Raw genomic sequence first — 25,769 nt, forward strand, 5'->3', positions numbered from 1 at the left:
GACACTCCCCGTGAACACAAGATCGTGTGTCTTCGCGTGTTCGGCGTGTCGTGCCGCGTGTCCGCCGTCAGGCACGGTCATCCTGTGACAGACGACTCGGAGAACCGTGGGATCACAGTCCACAGCGAGCATGCCGTCAGGCGACCGGATTCCTCTTGACGAGTTGCTTGACGATCACATTCTTCTGAATCTCGTTGGTCCCCTCACCGACGATCATCAGCGGCGCGTCGCGGAAGTACCGCTCCACGTCAAACTCGGTGGAGTAACCGTATCCACCGTGGATGCGGACGGCTTTGAGTGCGATCTCCATTCCCGCCTCCGATGCGAAGAGTTTCGCCATGCCCGCCTCCATGTCGCAGCGGTCACCGCTGTCGTACTTTCGGGCGGCGAACAGGGTGAGCTGCCGGGCAGCCTCGAGGGAGGTCGCCATCTCGGCGAGATAGTTGCCGACCGACTGGTGCTGCCAGATCGGCTCGCCGAACGACTCCCGTTCCTGCGCGTACTTCACCGAGTCCTCGAGTGCGGCGCGACCGACGCCTAGTGCGCGGCTCGCGACCTGGAGGCGGCCGATCTCCAGGCCGCGCATCATCTGCGCGAAGCCCTTTCCCTCTACACCGCCGAGGACCGCGGTCGCGGGCACCGCCATGTCGTCGAAGACGAGTTCGCAGCTCTCCACGCCCTTGTATCCGAGTTTCGGCAGGTCACGTGACACGGTGAGCCCCGGACCCTGCTCGACGAGCAGGATCGAGACCCCACGATGCTTGGGGTCGGCTGCTGGATCGGTTTTGCACAGAAGCGCGATCAGTCCTGATTTGCGAGCATTGGAGATCCACGTCTTCGAACCGTTCACCATGTAGCCGTCCCCGGTGGGACGAGCGACAGTCCGCATCGCCTGGAGGTCGGAACCGCCGCCGGGCTCGGTGAGAGCCATCGTCGCGCGGAGCTCTCCGGTCGCCATGCGCGGAAGGTACACGTCCTTCTGCTCCTGCGTTCCGAAGTCCTGGATCAGTTTGGCGACGACGGTGTGCCCGCCCATGGCGCCGGCGAGACTCATCCAGCCGCGGGCCAGTTCTTCGGTGACGCCGACGTAACATTCGGCGCTCACCTTCCCAAATCCCCAAGGTTCGGGGATCGCCAGCCCGTAGATCCCGATCTCCTTCATCTCGTCGATGAGGGCCTCAGGGTAGGTGTTGGTCTTCTCCAGGTCGTGGACCACCGGCTTCACCCGGTTGTCGACGAAGTCGCGGACCAGTCGGATCATCTGCTGCTCTTCGGGTGCAAGCATGTGCGGCGCCTTTCGTCGGTCAACACACCTCATAAACGTTCTTACACGCCCGGATCGAGACGCCCATCACGTGCACCGGCGAGAAGCGCCGACCGATAGACTCAGATCCTCATCAACGTGTGCGACGCGGAGGTCACCGGGGACATGGACGACAAGCTCGCGCCGTCGGCACGCGGTGCCGAGATCGTCCGCTCCCGCGTACGGAACTACTACACGCTCGTCGCGCTCATCGTGGTGATGTTCGCGGCGGAGTCCACGATGCATTTCACGCATTTCACCTGGTCACGATGGATCGTCACAGGGACGGCCGTCGCCGCCACCGCGCTCGCCCTGGGAGCCGGCCTGCGGCCGGTCGACCTGGGGCTCGCCCCGTCGACGATGGCTCGCGGCGGCCGGTGGGCCGCGGCGATCATCATCGTCGTGGTCGCTGCGATCGCCGTGGCGATGGTCATTCCGCCGCTGCGCGAGCTGTTCCGGAACGACGCATATCGGGACCTGCCGTGGGCGATCCTGTCCGCATTCGTCTTGATTCCACTGCAGACCGTGATCCCCGAGGAATTGCTGTTCCGAGGTGTTGTCCTGGGCAGCCTGCTGCGGAGGCACTCGACCGGCGTCGCCATCGGCCTCCAGGCGGTGCTGTTCGGCCTGTGGCACGTGGTGTCGTCACTCGGCCTCACCGCCGGAAACGAAGGCTTCAGCGACGCCGTCGGTTCGGGTGCGGTCGGCGTGATCCTCGGCATCGTCGGCGCCGTCGTGTTCACCGGCGTCACCGGCGTGGTCTTCGGGTGGCTTCGAGTCAAGACCGGAAGCATCCTGCCGTGCCTCGCCCTCCACTGGGCGGCGAACGGCGCAGGCGCGGTCGCCGCCGCTCTCGCGTGGCAATTCTCCTGACCGGGGAGACGCCGACCTACGGCGAGACTACGCGACTCGAGGGGTCGATGAGGATCTTGGCGTGGACCTCCGGATCGCCGAGCGCCGTGAATGCCGCATCGACGCCGTCGAGGCCGACGGTCCCGGTGATCAGCGGCTTCACGTCCACCTTTCCGTCGGCGATCATGTGCAGCGTGTCGCGGAACTCGCCGGGGTCGTAGCCGAAGACGAACCGCAGGTCGACCTCCTTGGTCCCCGCCATCGACGGGGTGAACGTGTCGGGCTCCATGCACACACCGACAACCACAACGCGTGATCTCAGCGGCGCCGTGTTGATGATCTGGTCGATCATGCCCGGTACGCCGACGCACTCGAAGACCACCGGACCGGCCGGGACCTCGCCGATGCGTTCGGCGACGCGGAACGCGTGCCACCACGGGATCGGTCCGGGCAGCATGCGGAGCTTGCGCATGGTGTCGATGCCGATGCCGACCAGGTCGGTGACAGAGCGGATCTCGTTGCGTCCGGGACGGTAGGCGTCGAACGGGTCGGTCTCTCGTGGGTCGACGACGACGTGTGCGCCCATGTCGGCGGCGAGTGCTCGACGGCGGGGTGACAGGTCGCTGGCGATGATCTTCTTCGCGCCTGATGCCTTGAGCATCGCGATCACCGCGAGTCCGATCGGTCCGCATCCGATCACGACGGCGGCCTGGCCCCGTCCGACCTCGGCGCGGCGGACGGCATGCCAGGCAACGGCCATCGGCTCGGTCAGCGCTGCTTCGTCATCGGAGACGCCCGCCGGAACCTCGATGACCATCGCCTCTTGAACGACAACCTGCTCCGCGTAAGCGCCCGGCGCCTGCTCGGAGAGCCCCAGGAGGTGAGGTCCGGAATCGCCCTCGATCATCGGCAGTGCGACTACCCGCGTCCCCTTCTTCCAACGCTTGTGGCATCCGGGGCCGTACTCTACGACCGTCCCGGTGAACTCATGGCCCATCACGATCGGCTGGTTCATCCGCATCAGATGTGGATAGCCGGCCCTGTCGGCCACGTCGGCCACAAGATCGGCGTGATGGCGTCCGTGCAGGTCGGAACCGCAGATGCCGGTGCGTGTCACGTTCAACACCACCTGCCCCTTGCCCGGCGTCGGGTCGGGAAGGTCCTGGACGGTCAGTTCACCCTGCTCGCACACCACAGCTCTCATGCCGTCGAGCGTAGTGGTCCGGGACGGAGCGCGGGGACGTGACGGCGGCCCGCCCAAATCCTCCTTCATTTTGGAGCACCGCTCTGTTACGTTCGACGGAACCGCCCCTGCGCACGATGCGCCGGGGTCAGCACCCGAAGGAGCCTCCATGGCGACGATATCCACGGACGGACCGATCTGGACCCTCGACCTCGGGACCGACGAGAACCGCTTCTCGCCCGACTGGCTCGCATCAGTGCAGGCCGCTCTCGACGAGTTGGAGGCGTCTGATGATCCTGCCGCGTTGGTCACGATCGGCAGCGGCAAGTTCTTCTCGAACGGTCTTGATCTGGACTGGCTGATGGGTCATTCCGACCAACATCAGGCGTATGTGGACAGCGTGCAAGCCCTGTTCGTGCGGGTCCTGACGCTCCCGGTGCCCACTGTCGCGGCAGTCAACGGGCACGCGTTCGGCGCGGGCGCGATGTTGGCGATGGCACACGACTACCGGGTCATGCGATCCGATCGGGGCTTCTTCTGCTTCCCCGAAGTCGACATCCGCATCCCGTTCACGCCCGGGATGAACGACCTGATCACGGCCAAACTCACACCGCAGACCGCTCTGCGCTCCATGACGAGCGGACACCGCTACGGCGGTGCCGAGGCGGAAGGCGCGGGCATCGTGGACACCACGACAACGCTTGACGATCTGCACAACACCGCCGCGGGCATCGTGCGTGGTCTCGCGGGCAAGGACCGCACCACCCTGGGCGCCATCAAAGCACGCCTCTTCGAGGACGTCGTCGCCTCCCTCACCGGCGACACCGACGGATCGAAGTAACACAGTCATGGGCCGGCCTCGCCGTCACGACCGAGACGAACTGCTCGGGCACGCCAGAGCGCTGTGGCTGTCGGGTGGAATCTCGTCGGTCACGATCCGGGCGTTGAGTGCCGCATCTGGTGCGTCCAACGGCGCCGTCTATCACGCGTTCGGGTCGCGAGACGGACTGCTCGCACGCGTGTGGGCGTCCGAAGCCGAGGGCTTTCTGCAGTTGCAGCGCGAACAGGTCGCCCAGGCGTTGGCCGACGGCGACCCGGTCGCCGCGTTCGTGGCGGCCGCGGTCGCTCCGGCAACCCACGCCGAGAGCGACGCAGACGGTGCGCGGGTGCTCCTCGCGGCCGATCTGGACGACTTCCTGACGTCGGACCTCAACGACGGCGCGCGCGAACTGCTGCACGGGCTGCGCGTTGATCTCGGCCGACTCCTCATCCAACTCGCCGAAGCCCTGTGGAACCGGCGAGACAGGGCGGCCGTCACCGCGATTCGATACGGGGTGGTGAATCTGCCCGGCGCACTCCTCTTGAACGGCGACGACGTGGCCGACCCTGTCGCCATGCACGTGCTCGAACAAGCCGCGCGCGGCATCGCCGCCGAGCCGCCGCCCGAAAGCCACAGAAAAGACAGACCTGCCGTCTAGTGTCACGCGGTGACACCAAACGGCAGGTCAGAACTAGCTGCGACTGCGCGTCACACTCACAGCATGCAACTGACGCAGCCGTCCACTTCAGTGCCCTCCAGCGCCATCTGACGGAGGCGGATGTAGTACAGCGTCTTGATGCCCTTGCGCCACGCGTAGATCTGCGCCTTGTTGACGTCGCGGGTGCTCGCGGTGTCCTTGAAGAACAGCGTGAGGCTCAGGCCCTGATCAACGTGCTGAGTAGCGGCGGCGTAGGTGTCGATGACCTTCTCGTAACCGATCTCGTACGCATCCTGGTAGTACTCCAGGTTGTCGTTGGTCAGATACGGCGCCGGGTAGTAGGCGCGGCCGATCTTGCCTTCCTTGCGGATCTCGATCTTCGACGCGACCGGGTGGATCGAGCTGGTCGAGTGGTTGATGTAGCTGATCGAACCGGTCGGCGGGACGGCCTGCAGGTTCTGGTTGTAGATGCCGTGCTTCTGCACGAGCGCCTTCAGCTCACGCCAGTCGTCCTGCGTCGGGATGTGGATTCCGGCGTCGGCAAAGATTCCGCGCACCTTGTCGGTGGCGGGCTCCCACACCTGATCGGTGTACTTGTCGAAGTACTCACCCGAGGCGTACTTGCTGTCGGCGAAGCCGGCGAACGCGCTGCCGCGCTCCTGGGCGATCTTGTTCGACGCGCGGATCGCGTGGAAGACGACCGTGTAGAAGTAGATGTTCGTGAAGTCGATGCCCTCCTCGCTGCCGTAGAAGATCCGTTCGCGGGCGAGGTACCCGTGCAGGTTCATCTGGCCGAGACCGATGGCGTGACCGTCGTCGTTGGCACGCTTGATCGACGGGACCGAGTCGATCGACGTCTGGTCTGCGACGGCCGTGAGGCCGCGGATCGCGGTCTCGATGGTCTGCGCGATGTCGGGCGAGTCCATCGTCTTCGCGATGTTCAACGACCCGAGGTTGCACGAGATGTCGCGGCCGATGTGCGAATACGAGAGATCATCGTTGAACGTCGACGGCGTCGACACCTGCAGGATCTCCGAGCACAGGTTGGAGTGGGTGATCTTGCCCGCGACCGGGTTGGCGCGGTTCACGGTGTCCTCGAACATGATGTACGGGTAGCCCGACTCGAACTGCAGCTCGGCGAGGGTCTGGAAGAACTCGCGGGCCTTGATCTTGGTCTTGCGGATCCGCTTGTCCTCGACCATCTCGTGGTACGTGTCCGAGACGTTGACATCGGCGAACGGCTTGCCGTAGACGCGCTCCACGTCGTACGGGCTGAACAGGTACATGTCGTCGTTGTTCTTGGCCAACTGGAACGTGATGTCCGGGATCACGACACCGAGCGACAGTGTCTTGATGCGGATCTTCTCGTCGGCGTTCTCACGCTTGGTGTCGAGGAACCGGTAGATGTCGGGGTGATGCGCGTGCAGGTACACCGCGCCCGCACCCTGACGTGCGCCGAGCTGGTTGGCGTAGCTGAACGAGTCCTCGAGCAGTTTCATGATCGGGATGACGCCGGAGCTCTGGTTCTCGATCTTCTTGATCGGTGCACCGTGCTCACGAACGTTCGACAGCAGCAGAGCGACGCCGCCACCGCGCTTGGACAGCTGCAGTGCCGAGTTGATCGAGCGGCCGATGGACTCCATGTTGTCCTCGATGCGGAGCAGGAAGCACGACACTGGTTCACCGCGCTGCTTCTTGCCCGAATTGAGGAACGTCGGGGTGGCCGGCTGGAAACGGCCGTCCATGATCTCGTCGACGAGGCCGCGCGCGAGAGAGGTGTCGCCCGCGGCGAGGGTCAGTGCGACCATGCAGACGCGGTCTTCGAAACGCTCGAGGTAACGCTTGCCGTCGAACGTCTTGAGCGTGTAGCTCGTGTAGTACTTGAACGCGCCGAGGAACGTCGGGAAGCGGAACTTCTTGCTGTAGGCGTGGCCGAACAGCAGCTTCACGAACTCACGATCGTACTGATCGAGCACCTCGGGCTCGTAGTAGTTCTCCTTGACGAGGTAGTCGAGCTTCTCGTCGAGGTCGTGGAAGAACACGGTGTTCTGGTTCACGTGCTGCAGGAAGTACTGGCGCGCGGCTTCGCGATCCTTGTCGAACTGGATGTTGCCGTCGGCGTCGTACAGGTTGAGCATCGCGTTGAGCGCATGGAAGTCGAGCTCACCCGGCTCGTGGCCGGACGGGCTCGAATGCACCCCCGACACGCTGGCCGAGACGGTGGAATCTGTGGCGGTGACGGTGGGTGACACTTCTGGCTCCATTTCAAAGCGCATTCGCGCGGTGTGCTCTGGCGAACTCGGCGAGGCCGACCTGACAGGCGAGGACGTCGTCGACGGTCCCCATCAATTCGAAGCGATACAGGTACGGGACCTGACACTTGCTCGCGACGATCTCGCCTGCCATGGCGAACTCCGCACCGAAGTTCGTGTTGCCTGCGGCGATCACTCCGCGAATCAATGAACGGTTGTGTTCGACGTTGAGAAATCTGATGACTTGTTTGGGGACGTAGCCGCCACCCGCGTGGGCGGTGACCTTCCCCGCGTCGCTGACCTTCCCGCCCCCATATGTCGGGAGGATCAACACATACGGTTCGTGGACCCGGAACGCGCCCTCCCGATCGATCAGCGGGATCCGCTGCGATCGGGCACCCAACTTCTGAACGAAGCGGTGAGTGTTCTCCGAGACCGACGAGAAGTACACGATCAGCGGCAGGTCCGAGGCCTCGACGTGGTCGGCGGGCTCAGACACGACGAACCGATCAGGCTACGCGGGCGGCGAGCGCCTTGATGCGGTCCGGGCGGAAACCCGACCAGTGGTCGTCACCGTCGACGACGACGGGAGCCTGCAGGTAACCGAGCGCCATGACGTAATCGCGGGCTTCGTCGTCCTGGCTGATGTCCACCACGTCGTAGGAGAGACCGAGCTTGTCGAGCGCCTTGTAGGTGGCGTTGCACTGGACGCAAGCGGGCTTGGTGTAGACGGTGATTGCCATCGGTGTGATCCCCTCAGTTGGCGGCGCGAGCCGCTCAGTTCGACTGGTTGAACGTTGTCGGTGTTCGGGAGGCCTTCCCTGCGAATGACGTCGATGAGATTCGATCGCCGTACGTCCGCCCCCCGGACACTCCAAACACTACACCTAGTGGGTGGCTTTTCAACTGACCACAAGAACTTGTGAATAACATTCGTGAAAGTCCCAGGTCGCGCACTGATCATCCACAGGGCTTCCGGCGTGTCAGGGGCCGCCCGGCGTGTCGTGCACACCACTGTGCATCGACCGTCAACAACTGTGGATGAGCCCATGAGACGAGTGAACCCCATGGGTACGACAACAGTCGTTCCATGGGGTTCACTCACGGTCGCCGGGATCGCCGGCGGGCCGGGGTCAGTCGCGCCTCTCGTCCGTGTCAGACGGAGACGGCGACCGAGTCTGCGAGTGCACGGACCGCGTCGACGACCTGCTCGGTGATCGCGTCGGTGCGGACACCGGCTTCGTCGAGCTTGCCGGTCGCGACACCGATCTCGACGTCTTCGATCACACGGGCGCCTGCGATGCCGACCGACTTGCGCGTGTCCTGACGCGACCACACGCCGCCGTACTGGCCCAGCGCGGCGCCGATGACACCGACCGGCTTGCCGACGAGCGCACCCGCGCCGTACGGACGGGACAGCCAGTCGATGGCGTTCTTGAGGACCGCGGGAAGAGTGCCGTTGTACTCGGGAGTGACGAGCAGGACGGCGTCCGCATCGGCGACTGCGCCGCGGACCTCGGCGACACCGGCGGGCAGGGTCTCCGGGGTGTCGATGTCCTCGTTGTAGAAGGCGAGCTCGCCCAATCCCTCGACGATCGTCGCCTCGACCCCGGCCGGCAGATTCTCGAGGGCGATCTCAGCAAGCTGGCGGTTAATCGATCCGGTGCGCAGACTGCCGACGAGTACCGCGATCTTCACTGTGTTGTCCGACATCGTGTTCACTCCTGAAGTAGCTGATCCGACGACGGCTCCGTCGTCCCTGTCATGAGCGTAAACGGACCACGGTCCGGAATACTTCCCGGGGATACCGTGACCTCCGTCACCCGACCGGGACGGGCCAGGTGAGAGCACTGATCGGATACCCTCTCCTCCATGACCTCCCCCGATCGAGCACCCGTCGGCCTGCCGGTCGTCGGCCTGCCCGTCGTCGGCGGGCCGCCGCTGTCCACCGAACGCGCCGACGCCGCACGCAACAGGCGGCTGCTACTCGCCGCCGCACAGTCACTGATCGACGACCAGGGCGCCGCGGCGGTCACGATGGATGCCGTCGCGCGCGCCGCAGGCGTCGGCAAGGGCACGGTCTTCCGGAGGTTCGGCAATCGGACCGGCCTCATGCACGCTCTCCTCGATCACTCCGAGTCCGACCTGCAGCAGGCGATGCTGTCCGGACCGGTCCCACTCGGGCCGGGCGCCCATCCCCTCGACCGACTCGTGGCCTACGGTCGCGCACGTCTGAAGATGACCGTCGACCACCTCGACATCCTGCTCGAGGCCGGCGCCGACGATCCCGACCGCCTGTCGCATCCGGTCTGGGCGATGTCGACGCAGCACGTCAAGATCCTGCTCCGCGAGTTGGGCTTCACCGGCCGCCTCGACGTGCTCGCGCACACAGTGCAGGCCCCCCTCGACGCGATCACCGTGCGGCACCTGCTCGACGTCGTCGGGCTCACTCGCCACGAGATCGCCGACGATTGGGAAGCCGCCATCCGCACCCTGGTCGCGGGCGCAAAGCTCTAGTCGCGGGCGGTGAGCGCGGCGGCCCGGCTGAGCTCGGGCCCCGCGGGGAGCCGAGACAGGATCGACCACGGCATACGCGGAGGGTCGTCGCCGAGGCCGAGACTGGGTCCCGCGTCTTCACCCGCGAGACGGTATCGGACACCGGTGTCGGCGATCACGAACCGCTGGCCTGCCAGGGCGCTGCCGGACGGAGCACCGGTGACCGCGACGTGCTCGGCGGTCCCAGGCGGCAGGAGCACCAGATCGACACGTGAACCCGGCCCGTCGGCCGATGCGAGCCGCACCGGCGCCGTCGACACGGGCAACACATCCACCGACAGCATCGATTCGTGGGCCGAACGCTCGTCACGGGCCCGCGACCACGTCCGACACAGCACCGTCGAGTCGACGATGCGCGGCGCGGACTCGGGAAACTGATCAAGCGGAAGTCGTGTCACGTGGGGAACGGACGTCAGCTCCCCCGGGGCCACCTCTCGGACCTCGGCACCGCCCGTTCGATCGGCGGCACGCAGCATGTCGGCCGCCGTCGCCGGAATCTCCTGAACACCGTCGCGCAGCACCACCCGGTAGACGACTGAACCGTCGACGGCAGCGGTTCGCATCACCGAACCGACAGGCAGACCGAGCGGTCCCGGTGTTCCACGATCCGCGATATCGGGCACCGTGAGCTCGGGCCGCTCCGGGAAGGAGTCGAGCAGCGCCGCCGACGCCGACCGGGCTTCGGCGTCCTCCAGCCCGAGCGCGCGCACAACCTCCACGCGGGACGTGTCGACTCGCGCACGGACCGGGACCGGACCGTCGTCGAACAGCAGCCAGACGTGACCGCCGTACGACACGACGGCGCCGGCGCCCCGAGGCGACGGCGACACCGACAGCGACCCTGCGACGACAGCCGTGCCGTCGGGCCCGTCGCACACCGTCCACGTGGACGAACCGTCGTCCGCGGGTCCTGGCAACGACCCGGGTGCACCTGCGATACCGAGAGTCGGGCCGCGCGGGTACTCCCGCAACGACCGCGCGCTCACCGACTTCACCGGCGCGGGCCCGCCGACCACGAGTCGTGCCGATGCCAGGTTCAGGACGGGATGCATCACCCCGTCGACCAGCACGAACAGCCCTCCTCCCGAGTCCGCGACGATTCGGGCGTCGCCCACCGTCGGCGCGGGGCGGATGAGGCCGTACACACCGCCGCCCGCCAGGATCAGGACCGCGACGACACCTCCCGTGACGAGTGCACGAACCTGCGATCGCATCGGGTCGTGCACCATCCGCACGTCGCGGCGGACAAGCGCGTGCTCGGCTCGCGCAAGCCCGAACCGGTAGCCGCTGACTTGAGCGCGCGTGGTTGTCCGTCGCGACATTGATCTTCCCCCGAAGTCGATGACCGTTTCCCCTTCCGGCGACGGTAGTCCCGTTGTACGGTGACGCCACACGATTCGGGGGAATCGATGTTTTCAGGGGGAATGCCAGATGCGTCGCATCATCAGACCCACGCGCGGCGACCCGTGCATGAATGAGCCGTTCGACGTCCCGGACGGCGACGGGTACACAGGACTGCACCGGGACGGGCCACGACTCGTCTGCGTCTTGGCACTCGTTCCGGGGCCGCCCGCACCGGTGCCGCTCCCGAACGGTCCACGCACCCGCGTCCCGGTGGAGACCATGGCGGCGTGTATGGCGCGGTCCGACGCACGGCCGCTCCGCGTGGACGTCGTCACCCGGACTCTCGTGTGGTGGGGCGATGGTCCCGCCACACGCGCGTACCGAGGGCTTCTCGGACCGCTGGCCCCCGCATCGCACCGCAGTGTCGCCCTTGTCGTCCACGTAGATCCGGCACAGCACCCGCAGGCCGTCGCACTGAGGGGAGGCGGCAACATCGGCGCACTGCGCACTGTGCTCTGGTGTGTTCGCAGGGTTCGTGCGGCTTGCGCTTCCGCAGGCGTGCAGACCCGCCCGCTGACCGCGGCGGACCTGTCCACGGACGGCGCCTGGACCGTCGCGGACGCTACGGACGCGGTGGCACGAATCCTCCCGAGCGGAGTCGAAGGGGTCGCTCCCCCGCTCGGCGGCGACGGTCAACTCATCGGCGCCGCCGACGACGGTACGCCGATCGCGCTACGGGTCGCGGGCCCCTTCATTCCGAGAGTGACCGTCGACGCCGATCTCCCCACCGTTCGGCAGACCGTCGTCCGGGCCCTCGCTCTGGGCGTGCGAGCACATGTCGTCTCCGATCGCCCCGACCAGTGGACCCCACTCGTCGACATGATCGGCGACCCGTTGCTGCTCTCGTACGGTCCGACCGTTCCGCCCACGTCCCAGGTCGTCGTCGACGACACTCCCGAGCAGACCGTCCGGCACACCGGCCTCACCGTGATCGACGTCGGTGACCACGGCGCCGCGGACGGCTACCTGCTCAGACAGGAGCCCGACGACTCATCGGTGCTGCATCTGATCGGCCCAGGCGGCAGCCGTCGCACCGTCCGCACCGTCACCACACCCGCAGAACGCGCGCTGACGGGCTAGAGTCGCCTTCGCTCAGGGGACGAGCGCACGAACGAAGACCGTGTCCGACGACGCTGCGTGCACGACCACGGCGGGATCGGACGCGGCGAGCCAGACTGCGTCGCAGGCGGATGCCGTCAGCGTCGCGCCGTCGGCTCCGACGATGGTCACTCGCCCGGACAAGACGGCGAGGATCTGCGGGCCCGGCAGGTCGAAGCTGATCGACGACGGTCCGCGCAGTCCCGTCCCGTCGAGTTCGATGCGCGAGAGCTGGAACTCGGGTGCAGGCGTCAGGTACACACGCTCGGCGCCGACTGTCTTCGACGTCGGCATCAGATCGTCGAGGTCGACCGGAGTGAAGTCGAGGACACGGAGCAGTTCGGGGACGTCGATGTGCTTGGGTGTGAGACCGCCCCGCAGCACGTTGTCGGAGTTGGCCATCAACTCGACCGCCGTCCCGTGCAGGTAGGCATGCAGATTTCCCGCCGACAGGTAGAGCGCTTCGCCGGGCCGCAGACTCAGCCGGTTGAGGAGCATCGACGCCAGCACTCCGGGGTCGCCGGGGTAGGCCTCGCCGAGTTCCAGCAGCGAGCGCAGTTCCGCGACGAATCGCTCCTCACCGCGCGCGAGGGCCCGCACCGCACCGTCGAGGACGGCCGGCACGAGGCCGCCGATCACCGAATCGGGCAGGGTGAGCCATGTGGTGAACACGGCACGCAGACCGGTCTGATCCGGTTCCGCGGCGAGCATGCCGAGATACGGGTCGAGTTCGGGGACGTCGAGGCCGCGCAGCAGCTCGACGGTGACGGTCGGATCGCGGAAACCCGCGAGGGCGTCGAAATCGGTCAGCGCGATGACCAGTTCCGGCTTGTGCCAGCCGTCTCGGTAGTTGCGCTCCGGTGCGTCGAAGCGGAGCCCGGCGGCATTCTCTCTCGCGAACCCCTCCTGCGCCTGCTCCGAGCTCGGATGAGCCTGCAACGACAACGGTTCCTGAGCCGCCAGGACTTTCAACAGGTACGGCAGCCGAGGGCCGAAGGTCTCGATGACCGACGCACCCAACTGACCGACCGGATCGGCTTCGATCAGCCCGAGGAGTGTCTCGCCCGGACCGTCGGAGACGACTGTCGCCGGCGACGCCGGATGCGCTCCGAACCACAGTTCGGCCTCGGGGTGAGCCGACGGAGACGGCGCACCACGCATCTGCGCGAGGGCTGTTCGCGATCCCCACGCGTACGGCCGGATGACTCCGGCGAGCAGCTTCATCAGGCGGTCTCTCCCGCCAGTTCGAGGTACGCCGACGCCATGTCGGCGCGGACCGCGACAGTCAGATACGCCGACAGGTCGGCGGGCACGTCGGAGAACTCCGGCTCACGGCGCGGCTGCTCGGCGAGTCCCGCTGGGCTGTCCGGGGTGTCGCTCTGCTCGGTGACGACATCGATGTCGCCGAGTGCGCCCACTCTCTGCTGGACGCCCCATCCCCGGTTCGCGGTGCTCACGAGGATCACGCGGGGTTGTTCGGTCGGCGGCGCGTCGTCGAAGTCAGGGTCGTAGAAGATCGCGTCGGCGGCGCCTGCGCCGCTGTGTGCGGACACCCGGACTCGCGCGAGTGCACTCTGCTCGTCATCGGATGCAGATGCGATCCCGGCGACCGCGAACACCGTTGACGCGATGTGTGCGGCGAGAACCGTCGACGCCGGCGTGTCGCCTGCCCACACGACGGGTCGTCCGGCCACCCGCAGGGCGAGGAGCTTGGCCTGATTGTGAAAGCTCTCGTGCGACGGGTGATCGGCGGCCGCTTCGGCGTCGAGCAGATCGGCGACGTCGGCGAGAGAGGTAGGCGCAGGGTGCAGCCGAACGGCGTCGAACGCCGTGCAGACGGCCACGAACACGGCGACCAGACGCGCGAACGCGAACCGGTCGTCCACACGCAGTCGCGGCGACAGGTCGGCCACCGGATCGGAACCGATCGCGTCGGCGACGGGTCCCTCGACGGGGACTGCCGTCACGAGTTCGGCACGCCGGCGGAGTGCTCGCTGTGCTGCGTCCGCGTACGCCCGGTCACCCGGATCGTCGCCTGCGACGACAACAACGTCGAGCGGCCCGATCCAGCCGGGCAGCGACGGTGTCACGACGAGGGGCGCGTCGAAGCGGGAGGCGAGGAGCGCGACGACGAACCGTGCGGCTCGGTCTGCGGCTGCCGAACGGCCCGTCACGAGGACCACTGCGCGCGGACGGAGGTCGGTGAGACGGTCCAACGCTCCCTCGGCGACCGCGTGCGCCACGGCGCGCACGTGTGCACCCGACATCGCCGCCGAACGCAGCAGGCCGTCACGATCGGCGGCGACGAGACCATCGGTGTCGTCGAGATCGCGGAAATGGGCAGACATGAGGCTAAGACTAGTCAGCGCGACGCGCCCGGGTGCTCGAGACTGCGCTCAATCGACTGGATCGGGCAGTACCCGCAGGTGCCCGCGTCGGCCGGGGCGCGGAGCCGGAGCGCGTGACGGGGCGTCCGCGGCGCGGTGGCGGCCTCGCGGTGCGTCGTCGAACTCCGGCATGGTGCGGAACGACGGACGAGCGACGGCAGTCGCCGAGCCGACCTCACGAACCGAGTCGGCCAAGGCCGTCAGATCCTGGTCCTCGGTCGCCTGTGTGAAACCGCTGCCACTGCGCAGCATCTCCCAGCCGCGCGGCACGGTGATGCGGTCGGCGTGTTCGGCACACAGGTCCCACGAATGGGGCTCGTCGGAGCCGGCGAGCGGACCAACGACAGCCGTCGATTCGGCGTAGACGAAGGTCAGCGTGGCGACGGCGAGTCGCGAGCAGCCGGGCCTGCAGCACTGACGGGGATGACTCACATCGCCAGCCTATAGGGCTCGCCCGAAAGAACCACGATCGACACGCGGACCTACACTGTGACCATGGGTTTCATCCTCGCGCCGCTCACCTCGGGCGTCCGTCTGCTCAACCCGCCGCCGCGGCGCACACGCGATCGCCACGGACGCGGTCTGCGTGGACCGTTTCTGGCGCCGGGGATCCCAGCTCGCAAGACCAGGTCGGACGAGTTCGATCGGGCCGCCGTCGATGCGTTCGCCGAACTCGACGCGAAGTGGCACGACGCACTGAAGGGCCTCGACGTCGCCGTCGACGACATTCCCCGCATGCTGCCGCGCGGCAACGACCCGGAGGAATGGGAGTCGGTTCAGTGGCCCGATGAGGTGACCGCGGACGGCCCGGTGCCGCTGGCACGCCTGATGCGGGCGGGCACGGACACCCAGGGTCGACCGACCCGCGCCCAGATCATCTTGTTCCGTCGACCGCTCGAACTGCGCGCCCTGGACGACGATCTCTCTGAGCTCTTGCGTGAAGTGCTGATCCAGCAGGTCGCGACGTTCCTCGGAATCGACGAGGAGACCGTCGAGGACGGTCCGGAAGCCTGACGTACACAGAAAGCACCGGGCCGCCCTGATCTCTCAGGACGGCCCGGTGCGTTCGTATGGTCGACGCGCGAGTTCAGATGATGCCGCGCTTGAGGCGACGGCGTTCGCGTTCGGACATTCCACCCCAGATGCCGAATCGTTCATCGTTGTGCAACGCGTACTCCAGGCAGTCCGCTTTCACCTCGCAACCCGAACAGATGCGCTTGGCTTCACGTGTGGAGCCGCCCTTCTCGGGGAAGAACGCTTCTGGATCGGTCTGCGAGCACAGTGCCCGGTCTTGCCACTCGTCTTCGACAGCGTCGAACAGAGCCTCGAAATCGCTTGGCAGCGCGGTGAGTTGCCCAAAACCGTTCGCTGTCGTGCGACTGGTCGGCTCAGCTCCCTCGCCGTGATCAATAGTCATAGTCGGCGCCCTCCCTGCTCCGCTCCACCCGTAATGACACTGATGTGATTACACACGTCGGGAGCGGTCTCGGTCAAGCCGAAGAGCAAGATTCATTTTTATCATCGGGGTCTGACAAAACCGTTTCCACACACATTCACCCACGCCCGTCGGCGTGTCGCACGGTGCTGACTACAGTGGATCGCTGTGAAGGTGACCGTACTCGTCGGGGGCGTCGGCGGCGCTCGTTTCCTACAAGGTGTGCGAGAGCTGTTCGGCGTCACGCCGTTCCCCGAGGGGACGGCGCAGCAGGGTGAACACTCCGTGACCGCGATCGTCAACGTCGGCGACGACGCGTGGATGCACGGCGTCCGCATCTGTCCCGACCTCGACACCTGCATGTACACACTCGGTGGCGGAATCGACACCGAGCGCGGATGGGGTCGCACCGACGAGACCTGGAACGCGAAGGACGAACTCGCCGCGTACGGCGCGGATCCCGACTGGTTCGGACTCGGCGACCGCGATCTCGCGACACACCTCATACGCACTCAGATGCTCGACGCCGGTTTTGCGCTCAGCGACATCACCGCGGCGCTGAACAAGCGCTGGCTTCCCGGTGTTCGACTGCTTCCGGCGACAGACGACCGCCACGAGACGCACGTCGTCATCGACCGCCCCGAGGGCGAACCCGGCGAGAAGGTCGCGATCCACTTCCAGGAATGGTGGGTCCGTCACCGCGCACAGGTGCCCACCCACGGCTTCGCGCAGGTCGGCTCCGACGACGCCAAGCCCGCTCCCGGCGTCGTCGATGCGATCACCGACGCCGACATCGTGCTCTTCGCACCGTCGAACCCGGTGGTCAGCATCGGTGCGATCACCAGCGTCCCCGGTCTGCGGGCCGCGCTGCGCACCACAAAGGCCCCCGTCGTCGGAGTAAGCCCGGTGATCGACAACAAGCCGCTGCGCGGCATGGCCGACGAGTGCCTGTCGGTGATCGGCGTCGAGACGTCCGCCGAGGCAATCGCCGCACACTACGGCCCCCGCTCGGGGAACGGGCTGCTCGACGGATGGCTCATCGCCGACGGAGATCACGCGAGCGTCGAGGGCATCGCCGTCGGCGCAGCTCCCCTGCTGATGACCGACCCCGCCGCCACCGCCGACATGGTCCGCGCCGCATGCGCTCTCGTCGGAGTGCGTACGCCGTGACCGACAATCGGGCGCACGATCACCGAGCGACGGACGGGCTCCAGATCCTTCCGGTGACCGGGCTGGGCGAGTTCGGTCCAGACAGTGACGTCGCCGCCGAGATCACCGCGGCCGCGCCGTGGCTCGTCGACGGTGACGTGCTCGTGGTGACGAGCAAGATCTTCTCCAAGACCGAAGGCCGCATGGTCGACGCGCCGACCGATCCGGAGGAGCGCGACGCGTTCCGGCGGCGACTGATCGACACCGAGACCGTCCGCATCGTCGCACGGCGCAATCGCACGCTGATCACCGCGAACCGCAACGGCCTCGTCCAGGCGGCTGCCGGCGTGGACGGTTCGAACGTCCGGACCGACCAGATCGCGCTGCTCCCCCTTGATCCCGATGCGAGCGCCGCTCGGCTTCGAGCGGTCCTCGCCGCCGACCATGGTCTCGACGTCGCCGTGATCGTCACCGACACGATGGGTCGCGCCTGGCGCACCGGACAGACCGACGTGGCGATCGGGGCCGCTGGGATCGCCGTCAGCCACGCGTACGACGGCATCGACGACGCCTACGGCAACACGTTGATCGTCACCGACATCGCCGTGGCCGACGAGCTCGCCGCCGCCGCCGACCTGGTGAAGGGCAAGCTCGACGCCGTGCCTGTCGCCGTCGTCCGCGGGTACACGCCGGTCGACGACGGGTCGACGGCCGCCGACCTCGTCCGCGACCTCGACGACGACATGTTCCGCCTCGGCGTCGAGGAGGCGATCGATCAGGGCCGCCGCGAGGCATTGCTGACCAGACGCTCGGTGCGGTCGTTCACGGACGGTCCGATCTCCGACGACGTGATGAACGCGGCCTTCGCGGAGGCTCTCACCGCGCCTGCTCCGCACCACACGCATCCGATCCGGTTCCTGTGGATCCGCGACGCCGACCGTCGACGCTCGCTGCTCGACGCCATGGGCGACGCGTGGCGGACTGATCTGTCCGCGGACTCGAAGACAGTCGAATCGATCGACAAACGCGTCGCACGCGGCCAGATCCTCTACGACGCACCCGAACTCGTGATCCCCGTGCTCACCGGCGACGGAATGCACACGTACCCCGACTCCCGCCGAAACGCCTGCGAGAACACCATGTTCACCGTCGCGGGAGGAGCGGCTGTCAGCGGTCTGCTCGTCGCGCTGTCGGTCCGCGGCGTCGGGAGCTGCTGGGTCGGGTCCACGATCTTCGCCGCCGACACCGTGCGGACGCACCTCGACCTGCCCGAGGACTGGCAGCCGCTCGGCGCAGTGGCGATCGGCTACCCGGCCGCTCCGACGGGTCTGCGAGAATCTGCGTCGACCGACGGACTGGTGATCGAACTGTGAGCATCACCGACACCACGCGCGCGATCCTCGCCGAGTGGACGCCGCCCGACGCCGAGCAGGACTCCCTGCGCCACACGTTTCTGGCATTCGTCGACTCGGCTCCGAACCCGTGCGAACGTGCCTGTGTCCCAGGGCATCTCACCGGTTCGGTGATCGTCTTCAACGCCGAACTCACTCATGTCCTGCTGACTCTGCACCCACGTGTCGGCAAATGGATCCAGCTCGGCGGGCACTGCGAACCCGGCGACGTCAGTGTCGCCGCAACCGCGCTGCGGGAGGGCCTGGAGGAGTCCGGGCTGGCGTCACTGCAGCTCACCGGCGGCCCCGTACACCTCCACACCCATCCGATCACGTGCTCGCTCGGACAGGCCACGCGTCACCTGGACGTCAGGTTCGCGGCCGTCGCCGACCCGGCGTCGGACGGCGGGCTCCCCGAGATCGTGCGCAGTGACGAGTCCGTCGACCTCGCGTGGTGGCCGATCGACGCCCTCCCCGCGAACATCGACGCCGACACCGTCCCGCTCCTGGTCAGCCTCGGTTCTTCCGCCCTGCGGCCCTGACCCGGCGAGACCGGGCTCGGGCTGTTTCTGCAGCGTCGAACGTCAGATCGTCTGGACCGTACCGGTAGTCGTCGACGCGCCGCATGGAACGAACGCCGAAGACGACCAGAACGATGAACCAGATCAAGACGACGGCGACGCACGCGGCGATCACAACGGAGTCGGCGCCGTCGGACACGGTCATCGTCGCGGTGATCAGAAACGGGAACAGCAGAAGCAGGACAGCGGTGATCTTGCGGTTCGTCTGAACGGACATGTTCGGAATGTACCCAGCGGTCGACGCCTCCGTCATTCGCTTAGACCACAACTCAGCTGGGAGGCTCGGCTCGGACTCCGGTCACTCCACGCGAAGGTTCTTACCGACGGACACGATTCCCCCCGTGCTGACCTGGAACCGCTCGCGATCGTGATCGAGGTCGACGCCGAGCTGACCGTCGTCGACGACGACGACGTTCTTGTCGAGAATCGCGTTGCGCACCACGGCGTTCCGGCCGATGCGGACGCCGGGCATCAAGACGCTGCCCTGGACTACCGAGCCCTCGCCGATCGACACGTCGTTCGACAGGACCGAGTTCCGGACCGTCGCGCCGGCGACGATGCACCCGGCGCCGACCATCGAGTCGCTCGCCGATCCGCCGCCGATGAACTTCGCGGGCGGCAGGTGACTCGTCGCACCTCGGATCGGCCACCGCTGGTTGTACAGGTTGAATCGCGGATTCGGCGATATCAGGTCCATGTGGGCGTCGTAGAACGCGTCGATGGTTCCGACGTCGCGCCAGTACCCCTTGTCGCGTTCGGTCTCCCCGGGGATGACGTTGGAGTTGAAGTCGTACACGTACGCCTCACCGCGTTCGACGAAGGCGGGGATGATGTCGCCGCCCATGTCGTGGTCGGAGTCCCCGTCGGCGGCGTCACGCTTGAGCATCTCGACGAGTGCGTCGGTGCTGAACACGTAGTTGCCCATCGACGCGTACGTCACGTCGGGGTCGTCGGGAGTACCCGGCGGGTCGCTCGGCTTCTCGACGAACGCGGTGATCCGGTCGTCGTCGCCGGACTCGATGCAGCCGAACGCGAACGCCTCCGACCGAGGAACGCGGATACCTGCGACCGTGGCGGCCGCGCCGCTGGCGACGTGCGCCTCGACCATCTGCGACGGGTCCATCCGGTACACGTGATCGGCGCCGAGAACCACGATGTAGTCGGGCTTCTCGTCGTCGATCAGGTTCATCGACTGGAAGATCGCGTCGGCGCTTCCGGTGTACCACCGCGGACCGAGACGCTGCTGGGCGGGGACCGGGGTGATGTACTCGCCGTGGAAACCGGACGTCCACCAGTTCTGCGAGATGTGCCGATCCAGGGAATGCGACTTGTACTGGGTGAGCACGCAGACGCGTTCGTAGCCGCCGTTGACGAGATTCGACAGGACGAAGTCGATCAGTCGGTACGATCCGCCGAACGGCACCGCGGGCTTGGCCCGATCACTCGTCATCGGGTAGAGCCGACGGCCCTCTCCGCCAGCCAGGACTATTCCGAGGACGTGCGGTTGTGATCTCACTGCTCCAACATATCGGCCCCGCCGCGAGCCGACCACCCGACGGGCGAGTCCGTCACCCCGCGAGGCGCGCCACGGTGACCGTGACGTCGACGGTGGCCGACGTCGTCGTATCGCCCGCGAGGGCGTGAGCAGCGGCGTCGAGCTCCACACGGATCCGGTGGAAGGCCGCGGGCCCCATCCCGGCGATGTCGGCCAGAGCTCCGGCCGTCAGCTCGAGGTGTGCGGTCACACGCTCCTGCGAACAGATCTCGAACGCGGCGACCAGATCCGCCGCGATCCGCTCGGTCTTGCCGTCTCCGACACGGAGCATGCCCATCGGTTCGACGATCTCCTCGAGGTGGCCGCGGTTGGGTGTGACGATCACCCATCGGCCACCGGTGCGGAGCACCCGGGCGGTCTCCGCGGCGTTCCGCGGCGCGAACACCGACAGGACGGCGTCGGCGGATCGGTCGGCGACGGGGATCTGCGCCCACAGGTCGGCGACGACGGACACGACGCGTGGATGGGATCGGACGGCAGCCCGTGCACACGACTTGGACAGGTCGATCGCAACGCCGACACGGTGGTCGGCGGATGCCGTCAGGGCCGCCGCCAAGTAGGCTCCGGTTCCGGCGGCGGCGTCGACGACGGTCCCCTCGCCGTCGGGAACGGCTGCGGCGACGGCGGACGTGATCGGGTCGTAGAGACCGGCGTCGAACACGGCGGCGCGAGACGCGACCATCTCCGGGGTGTCGGAGCGGTGGGACGTCCCCTTCCCGCTCAACAGCGACACGTATCCTTGTTTTGCGAGGTCGAAGCGATGACCATTCGGGCAGCCCAGTGACCGCCCCATCAACTCGAGATGTCCCGAGCAGACCGGACAGACGAGGCAGGCAGCCTCGAACAGGTCAGTGTCTGGCGTCAGGCGGTTACCTCGCGCAGCGCCTCACCGAGTGCGCTGGCCTCGGCGTCGTTCAGCTCGACGACCAGTCGGCCGCCTCCATCGATCGGGATGCGCACGATGATTCCGCGCCCTTCCTTGACCGCTTCCATCGCACCGTCACCCATACGTGGCTTCATCGCCGCCATTGTCCGTGCTCCCTCCAACGATTCACTGGACCGTTCAATGATACGTGTGCCGCACGACACGCTTTCGCGCGCATCCGGTGATCGATCGATCGATCACGGTTCGATCGGGGGCACCTGAACGGTTGGGAGAGACCCGGTGTCGGCGACATCGCGACCCGATAGCTCTGACACGACGTCCCGGAGTTCGTCGATCTCGCGGGCGAGTTTCTCCAGTGCCCAGTCGACTTCGGCGGTGTTGTACCCGCGGATGTTCTGGGCGAAGACAAGCCTGCGGACGTCGTCACCGCTGATGCCCGCACGAGGAAGTCGTGTGAGCGTGGTGCCACGGTCCACCGGCGGCAGATCTTCACCGCGACCGAACGCGAACCACACCACGGCGAACAGCAGCGCGACCAGCACGGCCACGCCGATCACATACAGTCCGATGATCACCACCCGACCAGCGTAGCGCTGCGGTCAGAACAGGCGGGGATCCAGTCCGGCGATCGGTGGGCGTTCGTCGCTGCGGAGTTCGGTGGTGTGCGGCGAGAACGCACCCGAATCGTCCGGCACGAACTGAGTGAGCCCGACACCCGAGTCGTCGATGCCACACCGCTCCAGCAGCGTCGCGACGATCTGACGGCTCATCACTGCGAGATCGCGGAGGGGACGGTTGCGGTGCTGCCTGACCCCGAGATTCACCTGTCCGATGCCGGGGAGACCGTACCGGTCGTATGTGTCGATCAGCAGCCCGATCTCCACCCCGTAGCCAGGCGCGAAACGCACCGAGGTCAGCAGTTCCCTCGTGCCCGCGTACTCGCCGCCGAGCGGCTGCAGCACCTCCCCGAGTTCGGGTTTGAGTGCGGTGAGGAGTGGTCGGGCGAGCAGTTCGGTGACACGACCGCCGCCGGACGACTCCCGTCGCGATCCGGTGAGGAGCGGACGGCGGTAATACCCTTTGACGAGGTGGATGCCGGGATCGGCGAGCAGCGGACCGAGCATCTTCGGCAGGAACATCGGGTCGGGGTCGATGAGGTCGGCGTCGACGAAGGCGACCAGATCGCCCGTCGTCGCCGCGAGAGAGCGCCACAACGCCTCGCCCTTCCCGGGCATCGGTTCAAGGCCGGGGATCGCCTCCTCGCGTGAGACGACGCGCGCCCCCGCGGCGCGAGCGCGCTCTGCCGTGCTGTCGGTGCAGCCGGAGTCGAGGACGATGAGCTCGTCGACGAGTGTTCCGACGAGCGGCCTGATCGACTCGATGACACCGGCGACGGTGTCCTCCTCGTTCAACGCGGGCAACACGACGGAGACTGTTCGGCCTGCTTTCGCGGCGACCAGATCGTCGACGCTCCATTCGGGGTGGTCCCAAGTGTGAGTGTGCGACCAGCGAGCTTCGCCTTCGCCGCGGTCAGTCCAGGCAGGGTTCACGCGAGACCCCGCACCGTGCGTGCAGGCGCCCGGGTTCCACGGATCGACGCGACCATGTCGACGGCGCGACGAGTATCGGCCACCTCGTGAACTCGGAACACCCGCGCTCCCGCCGCTGCGGCCAACGCGGTCGCCGCCAGAGTCCCGGCGACCCGGTCGGTCAGATCGGCGTTCAACGTCTCCCCGATGAAGTCCTTGTTCGACAGCGCCATCAGGACCGGCCATCCGGTGTCGACGAGTCGGTCGAGTTCACGGAGCAACGCCAGCCCGTGGTGCGTGTTCTTACCGAAGTCGTGAGTCGGATCGATGAGGATCCCGTCCTCGCGCACTCCGGCCTCCCTGGCACGGGTCGCCGCGGCGCCCAGCTCGGTGACGACGTCGGCCACGACGTCGTCGTATGCGACCCGGTGCGGCCGGGTACGGACCACGGCGCCGCCGGTGTGCGAGCAGACGATGCCGGCTCCGGCTTGCGCTGCGACGTCGAGGATGCGGGGATCAGCGCCCGCCCACGTGTCGTTGACGATGTCCGCGCCCGCTTCGCAGGCCGATGCGGCGACCTCACTGCGCCAGGTGTCGACGCTGATCAGCAGGTCGGGATGCTGCGCACGGATCCACGCGATCAGGGGCACCACCCGCTGCGCTTCGGCGGCGGCGTCGACCTCCTCGCCGGGACCGGCTTTCACACCGCCGATGTCGACGATGTCCGCGCCCTGTTCCACGACGAGGTCGACACGCGCTTTCGCGGCGTCGTCGGAGAACGTGGCTCCCCGGTCGTAGAACGAGTCGGGAGTCCGATTGACGATCGCCATGACGAGCGCTCGGTCGACGGCGACGGGACGACCGCAGAGGGTCGGGGCGGGAGTCGTCCCCGACGGGCTCGACCCGGCCGAAGGGGCAGAGATCACGATGTCACCCTACGGCGCGAGCGAGGCGTCGATCAGCGCGGGGCCTTGGCCGCCGCGACGTCTGCCGGGTAGTCGTCATAGAACGGCACATAGCCGTCGGCGCGGCCCTTGAGCACCCACACCTCGTCGTCGCCGACGTCGTTGAAGCCCTGGTCGCGCAGCTCCACCTTGCGGTTCTTGAACGTGGACGTCACTTCGAGTTCGTCGACGAACCGCACGAACAGCGGCACCGCGTACGCGGGCAGCGATGCGTACAGCTGGTCGGCCAGCTTCTTCGGGTCCGGCCGCTGATCACCCGTGAGCGTGATCGAGACCATGCCGGCCTTACCGTCGCAACCGGGGACCTCGACGCCGTACGCGACCGCGCCGTCGATCGTGTGGTCCTCGCCCGCCGCGCCCTCCACCTCGGTGGTCGCGACGTTCTCCCCCTTCCAACGGAAGGTGTCGCCGAGTCGGTCGACGAAGGTGATGTGCGAGAACCCGATGTCGCGAACCAGGTCACCCGAGTTGAAATACGCGTCGCCCTTCTTGAAGGCGTCGCGGACGATCTTCTTCTCGGTCTCTCGCGAATCGGTGTAGCCGTCGACCGGGACACGCTCGCTGATCTCGGCGATCAACAGACCGGGCTCGCCCTTCGGAACTGCGACGAGGCGGCCCTTGGCGTCGCGCTTGGGCTGGCCGTCCGCGTCGTACTCGACGAGCTTGAACGGGAGCGGACAGAATCCGACGGTCCGCTTGACCCCGAAGACGTTGACAAACGCCAGGTTGAGCTCGCTGGCGCCGTAGAACTCGACGACACGGTCGATCCCGAAACGGTCGACGAACTCGTCCCAGATCTCGGGGCGGAGTCCGTTGCCGACGATGAGGCGCACCGCATGCGCGCGGTCGGTCGGCTTCTCCGGTTGGGCCAGCAGGTAGCGGCACAGTTCACCGATGTACGAGAACGCGGTCGCCCGGTTCTCGATCACGTCGTCCCAGAAACGGGACGCGGAGAACTGCTTGCCCAGGGCCATGCACGCGCCGCTTGCGAGGACTGCGCCGAGGGACACCGACACCGCGTTGTTGTGGTACAGCGGGAGGGCCACATACATGGTGTCCGACGGGCGCAGACGCACGGCGAGACCGCCGATGCCCGTGTAGTTCGCCAGCCAGCGGTTGTGGCTCATCACGCTGGCCTTGGGCAGGCCGGTGGTGCCGGAGGTGAAGATGTAGAACGCGAGCGTCGATGCCGGAAGCGTCGCGGTGACCACCGGGTTCGCCTCCGACTTCCCCGCTGCCGCCTCCTCGAGCGCCGCGAAGTCGAGGATGTGCTCGGGGTGGCGTTCGGGACTCATCGAGTCGAACGCCTCGTCGCATTCGGGGTCGCGGATCAAGATGTTCGCGTCGAGCAGCGACATGCTGTGATCGATGACGTCGCCGCGCTGGTTGTAGTTGAGCATGCCCGCGACCGCGCCCAGTTTGAGTACCGCGAGAATCACCAGCAGGTCGGTCGGATTGTTCTTCGACAGGATCCCGACGACATCGCCGACTTTGACTCCGCGTTCGGTCAGCACCGCGGCGTATCGATTGACTGTGCGATTGCACTCGCCGTACGACGACGACTCGCCGTGCCATCGGACGAAGGGCCGGTCCGGGTGGTCGGCGGCGAGCTGCGCGAAGATCTGGCCGATGCTGTTCTTCTTGTCCGGGGACCGGAAGATCATGTTCGGCGCATGACGAGCCATTCCGGGCAGGTCGGGGGCCATCTTGACGACACCCTTGAGAATGTCGGTGAACCCTACCTTGGTGGGCACTGTGTTCATGG

28 protein-coding genes are annotated in these 25,769 nt (G+C 67.0%); 9 read left to right on the forward strand and 19 right to left on the reverse strand.

Annotated features, from left to right (window positions below):
• Positions 1–136: 136 nt before the first annotated feature.
• Positions 137–1,285 (reverse strand): acyl-CoA dehydrogenase family protein, encoded by a 1,149-nt coding sequence (locus JVX90_RS12095; protein WP_205329015.1) that lies wholly within the window; start codon positions 1,283–1,285, stop codon positions 137–139.
• 144 nt (positions 1,286–1,429) lie between these two features.
• Between JVX90_RS12095 and JVX90_RS12100 the strand changes: the two genes are divergently transcribed.
• Complete coding sequence (locus JVX90_RS12100) at positions 1,430–2,176, forward strand: CPBP family intramembrane glutamic endopeptidase (protein WP_240193879.1); 747 nt, start codon at positions 1,430–1,432, stop codon at positions 2,174–2,176.
• 16 nt (positions 2,177–2,192) lie between these two features.
• Here the strand turns inward: JVX90_RS12100 and JVX90_RS12105 are convergent, their stop codons facing one another.
• Positions 2,193–3,359 (reverse strand): zinc-binding dehydrogenase, encoded by a 1,167-nt coding sequence (locus tag JVX90_RS12105; protein ID WP_205329017.1) that lies wholly within the window; start codon positions 3,357–3,359, stop codon positions 2,193–2,195.
• A gap of 148 nt (positions 3,360–3,507) precedes the next feature.
• Between JVX90_RS12105 and JVX90_RS12110 the strand changes: the two genes are divergently transcribed.
• Together JVX90_RS12110 and JVX90_RS12115 are read left to right on the forward strand one after the other, a co-directional pair.
• Positions 3,508–4,179 carry an enoyl-CoA hydratase-related protein gene (locus tag JVX90_RS12110; RefSeq protein ID WP_205329018.1) on the forward strand — a complete coding sequence of 224 codons (672 nt, stop codon included), beginning with the start codon at positions 3,508–3,510 and terminating at the stop codon, positions 4,177–4,179.
• 7 nt (positions 4,180–4,186) lie between these two features.
• Entirely contained in the window at positions 4,187–4,816 is a 630-nt protein-coding gene (locus JVX90_RS12115; RefSeq protein WP_205329019.1) for a TetR/AcrR family transcriptional regulator, read from the forward strand.
• A gap of 56 nt (positions 4,817–4,872) precedes the next feature.
• Here the strand turns inward: JVX90_RS12115 and nrdE are convergent, their stop codons facing one another.
• From nrdE to JVX90_RS12135, 4 genes are all read right to left on the reverse strand, one after another.
• Positions 4,873–7,068, reverse strand: coding sequence for a class 1b ribonucleoside-diphosphate reductase subunit alpha (gene nrdE / locus JVX90_RS12120; RefSeq protein WP_205329020.1), 2,196 nt, complete (start codon positions 7,066–7,068; stop codon positions 4,873–4,875).
• Between the two features lie 13 nt (positions 7,069–7,081).
• A complete protein-coding gene (gene nrdI, locus JVX90_RS12125) occupies positions 7,082–7,567 on the reverse strand; it encodes a class Ib ribonucleoside-diphosphate reductase assembly flavoprotein NrdI (RefSeq protein ID WP_205329021.1) in 486 nt (161 codons plus the stop codon).
• 10 nt (positions 7,568–7,577) lie between these two features.
• Positions 7,578–7,811 carry a glutaredoxin-like protein NrdH gene (gene nrdH / locus JVX90_RS12130; RefSeq protein WP_205329022.1) on the reverse strand — a complete coding sequence of 78 codons (234 nt, stop codon included), beginning with the start codon at positions 7,809–7,811 and terminating at the stop codon, positions 7,578–7,580.
• Positions 7,812–8,223: 412 nt separating this feature from the next.
• Entirely contained in the window at positions 8,224–8,781 is a 558-nt protein-coding gene (locus tag JVX90_RS12135; RefSeq protein WP_205329023.1) for an NAD(P)H-dependent oxidoreductase, read from the reverse strand.
• Between the two features lie 159 nt (positions 8,782–8,940).
• Here JVX90_RS12135 and JVX90_RS12140 point away from each other — a divergent pair, with 159 nt between their 5' ends.
• Positions 8,941–9,585 (forward strand): TetR/AcrR family transcriptional regulator, encoded by a 645-nt coding sequence (locus JVX90_RS12140; RefSeq protein WP_240193880.1) that lies wholly within the window; start codon positions 8,941–8,943, stop codon positions 9,583–9,585.
• Here the strand turns inward: JVX90_RS12140 and eccB are convergent.
• Entirely contained in the window at positions 9,582–10,946 is a 1,365-nt protein-coding gene (eccB, locus tag JVX90_RS12145; RefSeq protein ID WP_205329024.1) for a type VII secretion protein EccB, read from the reverse strand. The two genes, JVX90_RS12140 and eccB, sit on opposite strands and share 4 nt — an antisense overlap.
• A 109-nt stretch (positions 10,947–11,055) precedes the next feature.
• On the opposite strand from eccB, the gene JVX90_RS12150 reads away from it, so the two are divergent.
• Entirely contained in the window at positions 11,056–12,108 is a 1,053-nt protein-coding gene (locus JVX90_RS12150; protein WP_205329025.1) for a type VII secretion protein EccE, read from the forward strand.
• A 12-nt stretch (positions 12,109–12,120) separates the two neighbouring features.
• Here the strand turns inward: JVX90_RS12150 and manA are convergent, their stop codons facing one another.
• Genes manA through JVX90_RS12165 form a run of 3 tightly spaced genes read right to left on the reverse strand, consistent with a single transcriptional unit; the run spans position 12,121 to position 14,945 of the window.
• A complete protein-coding gene (manA, locus tag JVX90_RS12155; RefSeq protein WP_205329026.1) occupies positions 12,121–13,350 on the reverse strand; it encodes a mannose-6-phosphate isomerase, class I in 1,230 nt (409 codons plus the stop codon).
• On the reverse strand, positions 13,350–14,474 hold the full coding sequence (locus JVX90_RS12160; protein ID WP_205329027.1) for a hypothetical protein: 1,125 nt from the start codon (positions 14,472–14,474) through the stop codon (positions 13,350–13,352). Before JVX90_RS12160 ends, manA begins: the two co-directional genes overlap by 1 nt.
• Before the next feature lie 48 nt (positions 14,475–14,522).
• Positions 14,523–14,945, reverse strand: coding sequence for a DUF3499 domain-containing protein (locus JVX90_RS12165; RefSeq protein WP_205329028.1), 423 nt, complete (start codon positions 14,943–14,945; stop codon positions 14,523–14,525).
• A 63-nt stretch (positions 14,946–15,008) separates the two neighbouring features.
• Here JVX90_RS12165 and JVX90_RS12170 point away from each other — a divergent pair, with 63 nt between their 5' ends.
• A complete protein-coding gene (locus JVX90_RS12170; RefSeq protein WP_205329029.1) occupies positions 15,009–15,527 on the forward strand; it encodes a metallopeptidase family protein in 519 nt (172 codons plus the stop codon).
• Positions 15,528–15,600: 73 nt separating this feature from the next.
• Here JVX90_RS12170 and JVX90_RS12175 read toward each other — a convergent pair whose 3' ends face one another.
• Entirely contained in the window at positions 15,601–15,930 is a 330-nt protein-coding gene (locus tag JVX90_RS12175; protein WP_008378212.1) for a WhiB family transcriptional regulator, read from the reverse strand.
• A 186-nt stretch (positions 15,931–16,116) separates the two neighbouring features.
• Here JVX90_RS12175 and cofD point away from each other — a divergent pair, with 186 nt between their 5' ends.
• From cofD to JVX90_RS12190, 3 genes are read left to right on the forward strand one after another with little or no spacing between them, the layout of a single operon-like run.
• The gene (gene cofD / locus JVX90_RS12180) at positions 16,117–17,118 is read left to right on the forward strand and encodes a 2-phospho-L-lactate transferase (protein WP_205329030.1); all 1,002 of its coding nucleotides are present in this window, start codon (positions 16,117–16,119) and stop codon (positions 17,116–17,118) included.
• A complete protein-coding gene (locus JVX90_RS12185; protein WP_336819169.1) occupies positions 17,115–18,470 on the forward strand; it encodes a coenzyme F420-0:L-glutamate ligase in 1,356 nt (451 codons plus the stop codon). The genes cofD and JVX90_RS12185 overlap by 4 nt, the downstream gene beginning before the upstream one ends.
• Positions 18,467–19,030 carry an NUDIX domain-containing protein gene (locus JVX90_RS12190; protein ID WP_205329032.1) on the forward strand — a complete coding sequence of 188 codons (564 nt, stop codon included), beginning with the start codon at positions 18,467–18,469 and terminating at the stop codon, positions 19,028–19,030. The genes JVX90_RS12185 and JVX90_RS12190 overlap by 4 nt, the downstream gene beginning before the upstream one ends.
• Here the strand turns inward: JVX90_RS12190 and JVX90_RS12195 are convergent.
• The 8 genes from JVX90_RS12195 to JVX90_RS12230 form a co-directional block, all read right to left on the reverse strand.
• The gene (locus JVX90_RS12195; protein ID WP_205329033.1) at positions 18,999–19,286 is read right to left on the reverse strand and encodes a hypothetical protein; all 288 of its coding nucleotides are present in this window, start codon (positions 19,284–19,286) and stop codon (positions 18,999–19,001) included. The two genes, JVX90_RS12190 and JVX90_RS12195, sit on opposite strands and share 32 nt — an antisense overlap.
• A gap of 81 nt (positions 19,287–19,367) precedes the next feature.
• Positions 19,368–20,585 carry a glucose-1-phosphate adenylyltransferase gene (gene glgC / locus JVX90_RS12200; RefSeq protein WP_205329034.1) on the reverse strand — a complete coding sequence of 406 codons (1,218 nt, stop codon included), beginning with the start codon at positions 20,583–20,585 and terminating at the stop codon, positions 19,368–19,370.
• 52 nt (positions 20,586–20,637) lie between these two features.
• Positions 20,638–21,489 (reverse strand): putative RNA methyltransferase, encoded by an 852-nt coding sequence (locus JVX90_RS12205; RefSeq protein ID WP_345891091.1) that lies wholly within the window; start codon positions 21,487–21,489, stop codon positions 20,638–20,640.
• Positions 21,486–21,653: a DUF3117 domain-containing protein gene (locus tag JVX90_RS12210; protein ID WP_008378218.1), complete on the reverse strand. Its 168-nt coding sequence runs from the start codon at positions 21,651–21,653 to the stop codon at positions 21,486–21,488. Before JVX90_RS12210 ends, JVX90_RS12205 begins: the two co-directional genes overlap by 4 nt.
• Positions 21,654–21,746: 93 nt before the next feature.
• Complete coding sequence (locus tag JVX90_RS12215) at positions 21,747–22,088, reverse strand: DivIVA domain-containing protein (RefSeq protein WP_205329036.1); 342 nt, start codon at positions 22,086–22,088, stop codon at positions 21,747–21,749.
• 21 nt (positions 22,089–22,109) lie between these two features.
• Positions 22,110–23,060 (reverse strand): glucosyl-3-phosphoglycerate synthase, encoded by a 951-nt coding sequence (locus JVX90_RS12220; protein WP_205329037.1) that lies wholly within the window; start codon positions 23,058–23,060, stop codon positions 22,110–22,112.
• Positions 23,057–23,869 carry a dihydropteroate synthase gene (gene folP, locus JVX90_RS12225; RefSeq protein WP_205332404.1) on the reverse strand — a complete coding sequence of 271 codons (813 nt, stop codon included), beginning with the start codon at positions 23,867–23,869 and terminating at the stop codon, positions 23,057–23,059. Before folP ends, JVX90_RS12220 begins: the two co-directional genes overlap by 4 nt.
• Before the next feature lie 128 nt (positions 23,870–23,997).
• Positions 23,998–25,767: a long-chain-acyl-CoA synthetase gene (locus JVX90_RS12230; protein ID WP_205329038.1), complete on the reverse strand. Its 1,770-nt coding sequence runs from the start codon at positions 25,765–25,767 to the stop codon at positions 23,998–24,000.
• Positions 25,768–25,769: the final 2 nt, after the last annotated feature.

Origin of the sequence: Gordonia sp. PDNC005, from assembly GCF_016919385.1 — a bacterium.
Lineage (GTDB): Bacteria > Actinomycetota > Actinomycetes > Mycobacteriales > Mycobacteriaceae > Gordonia.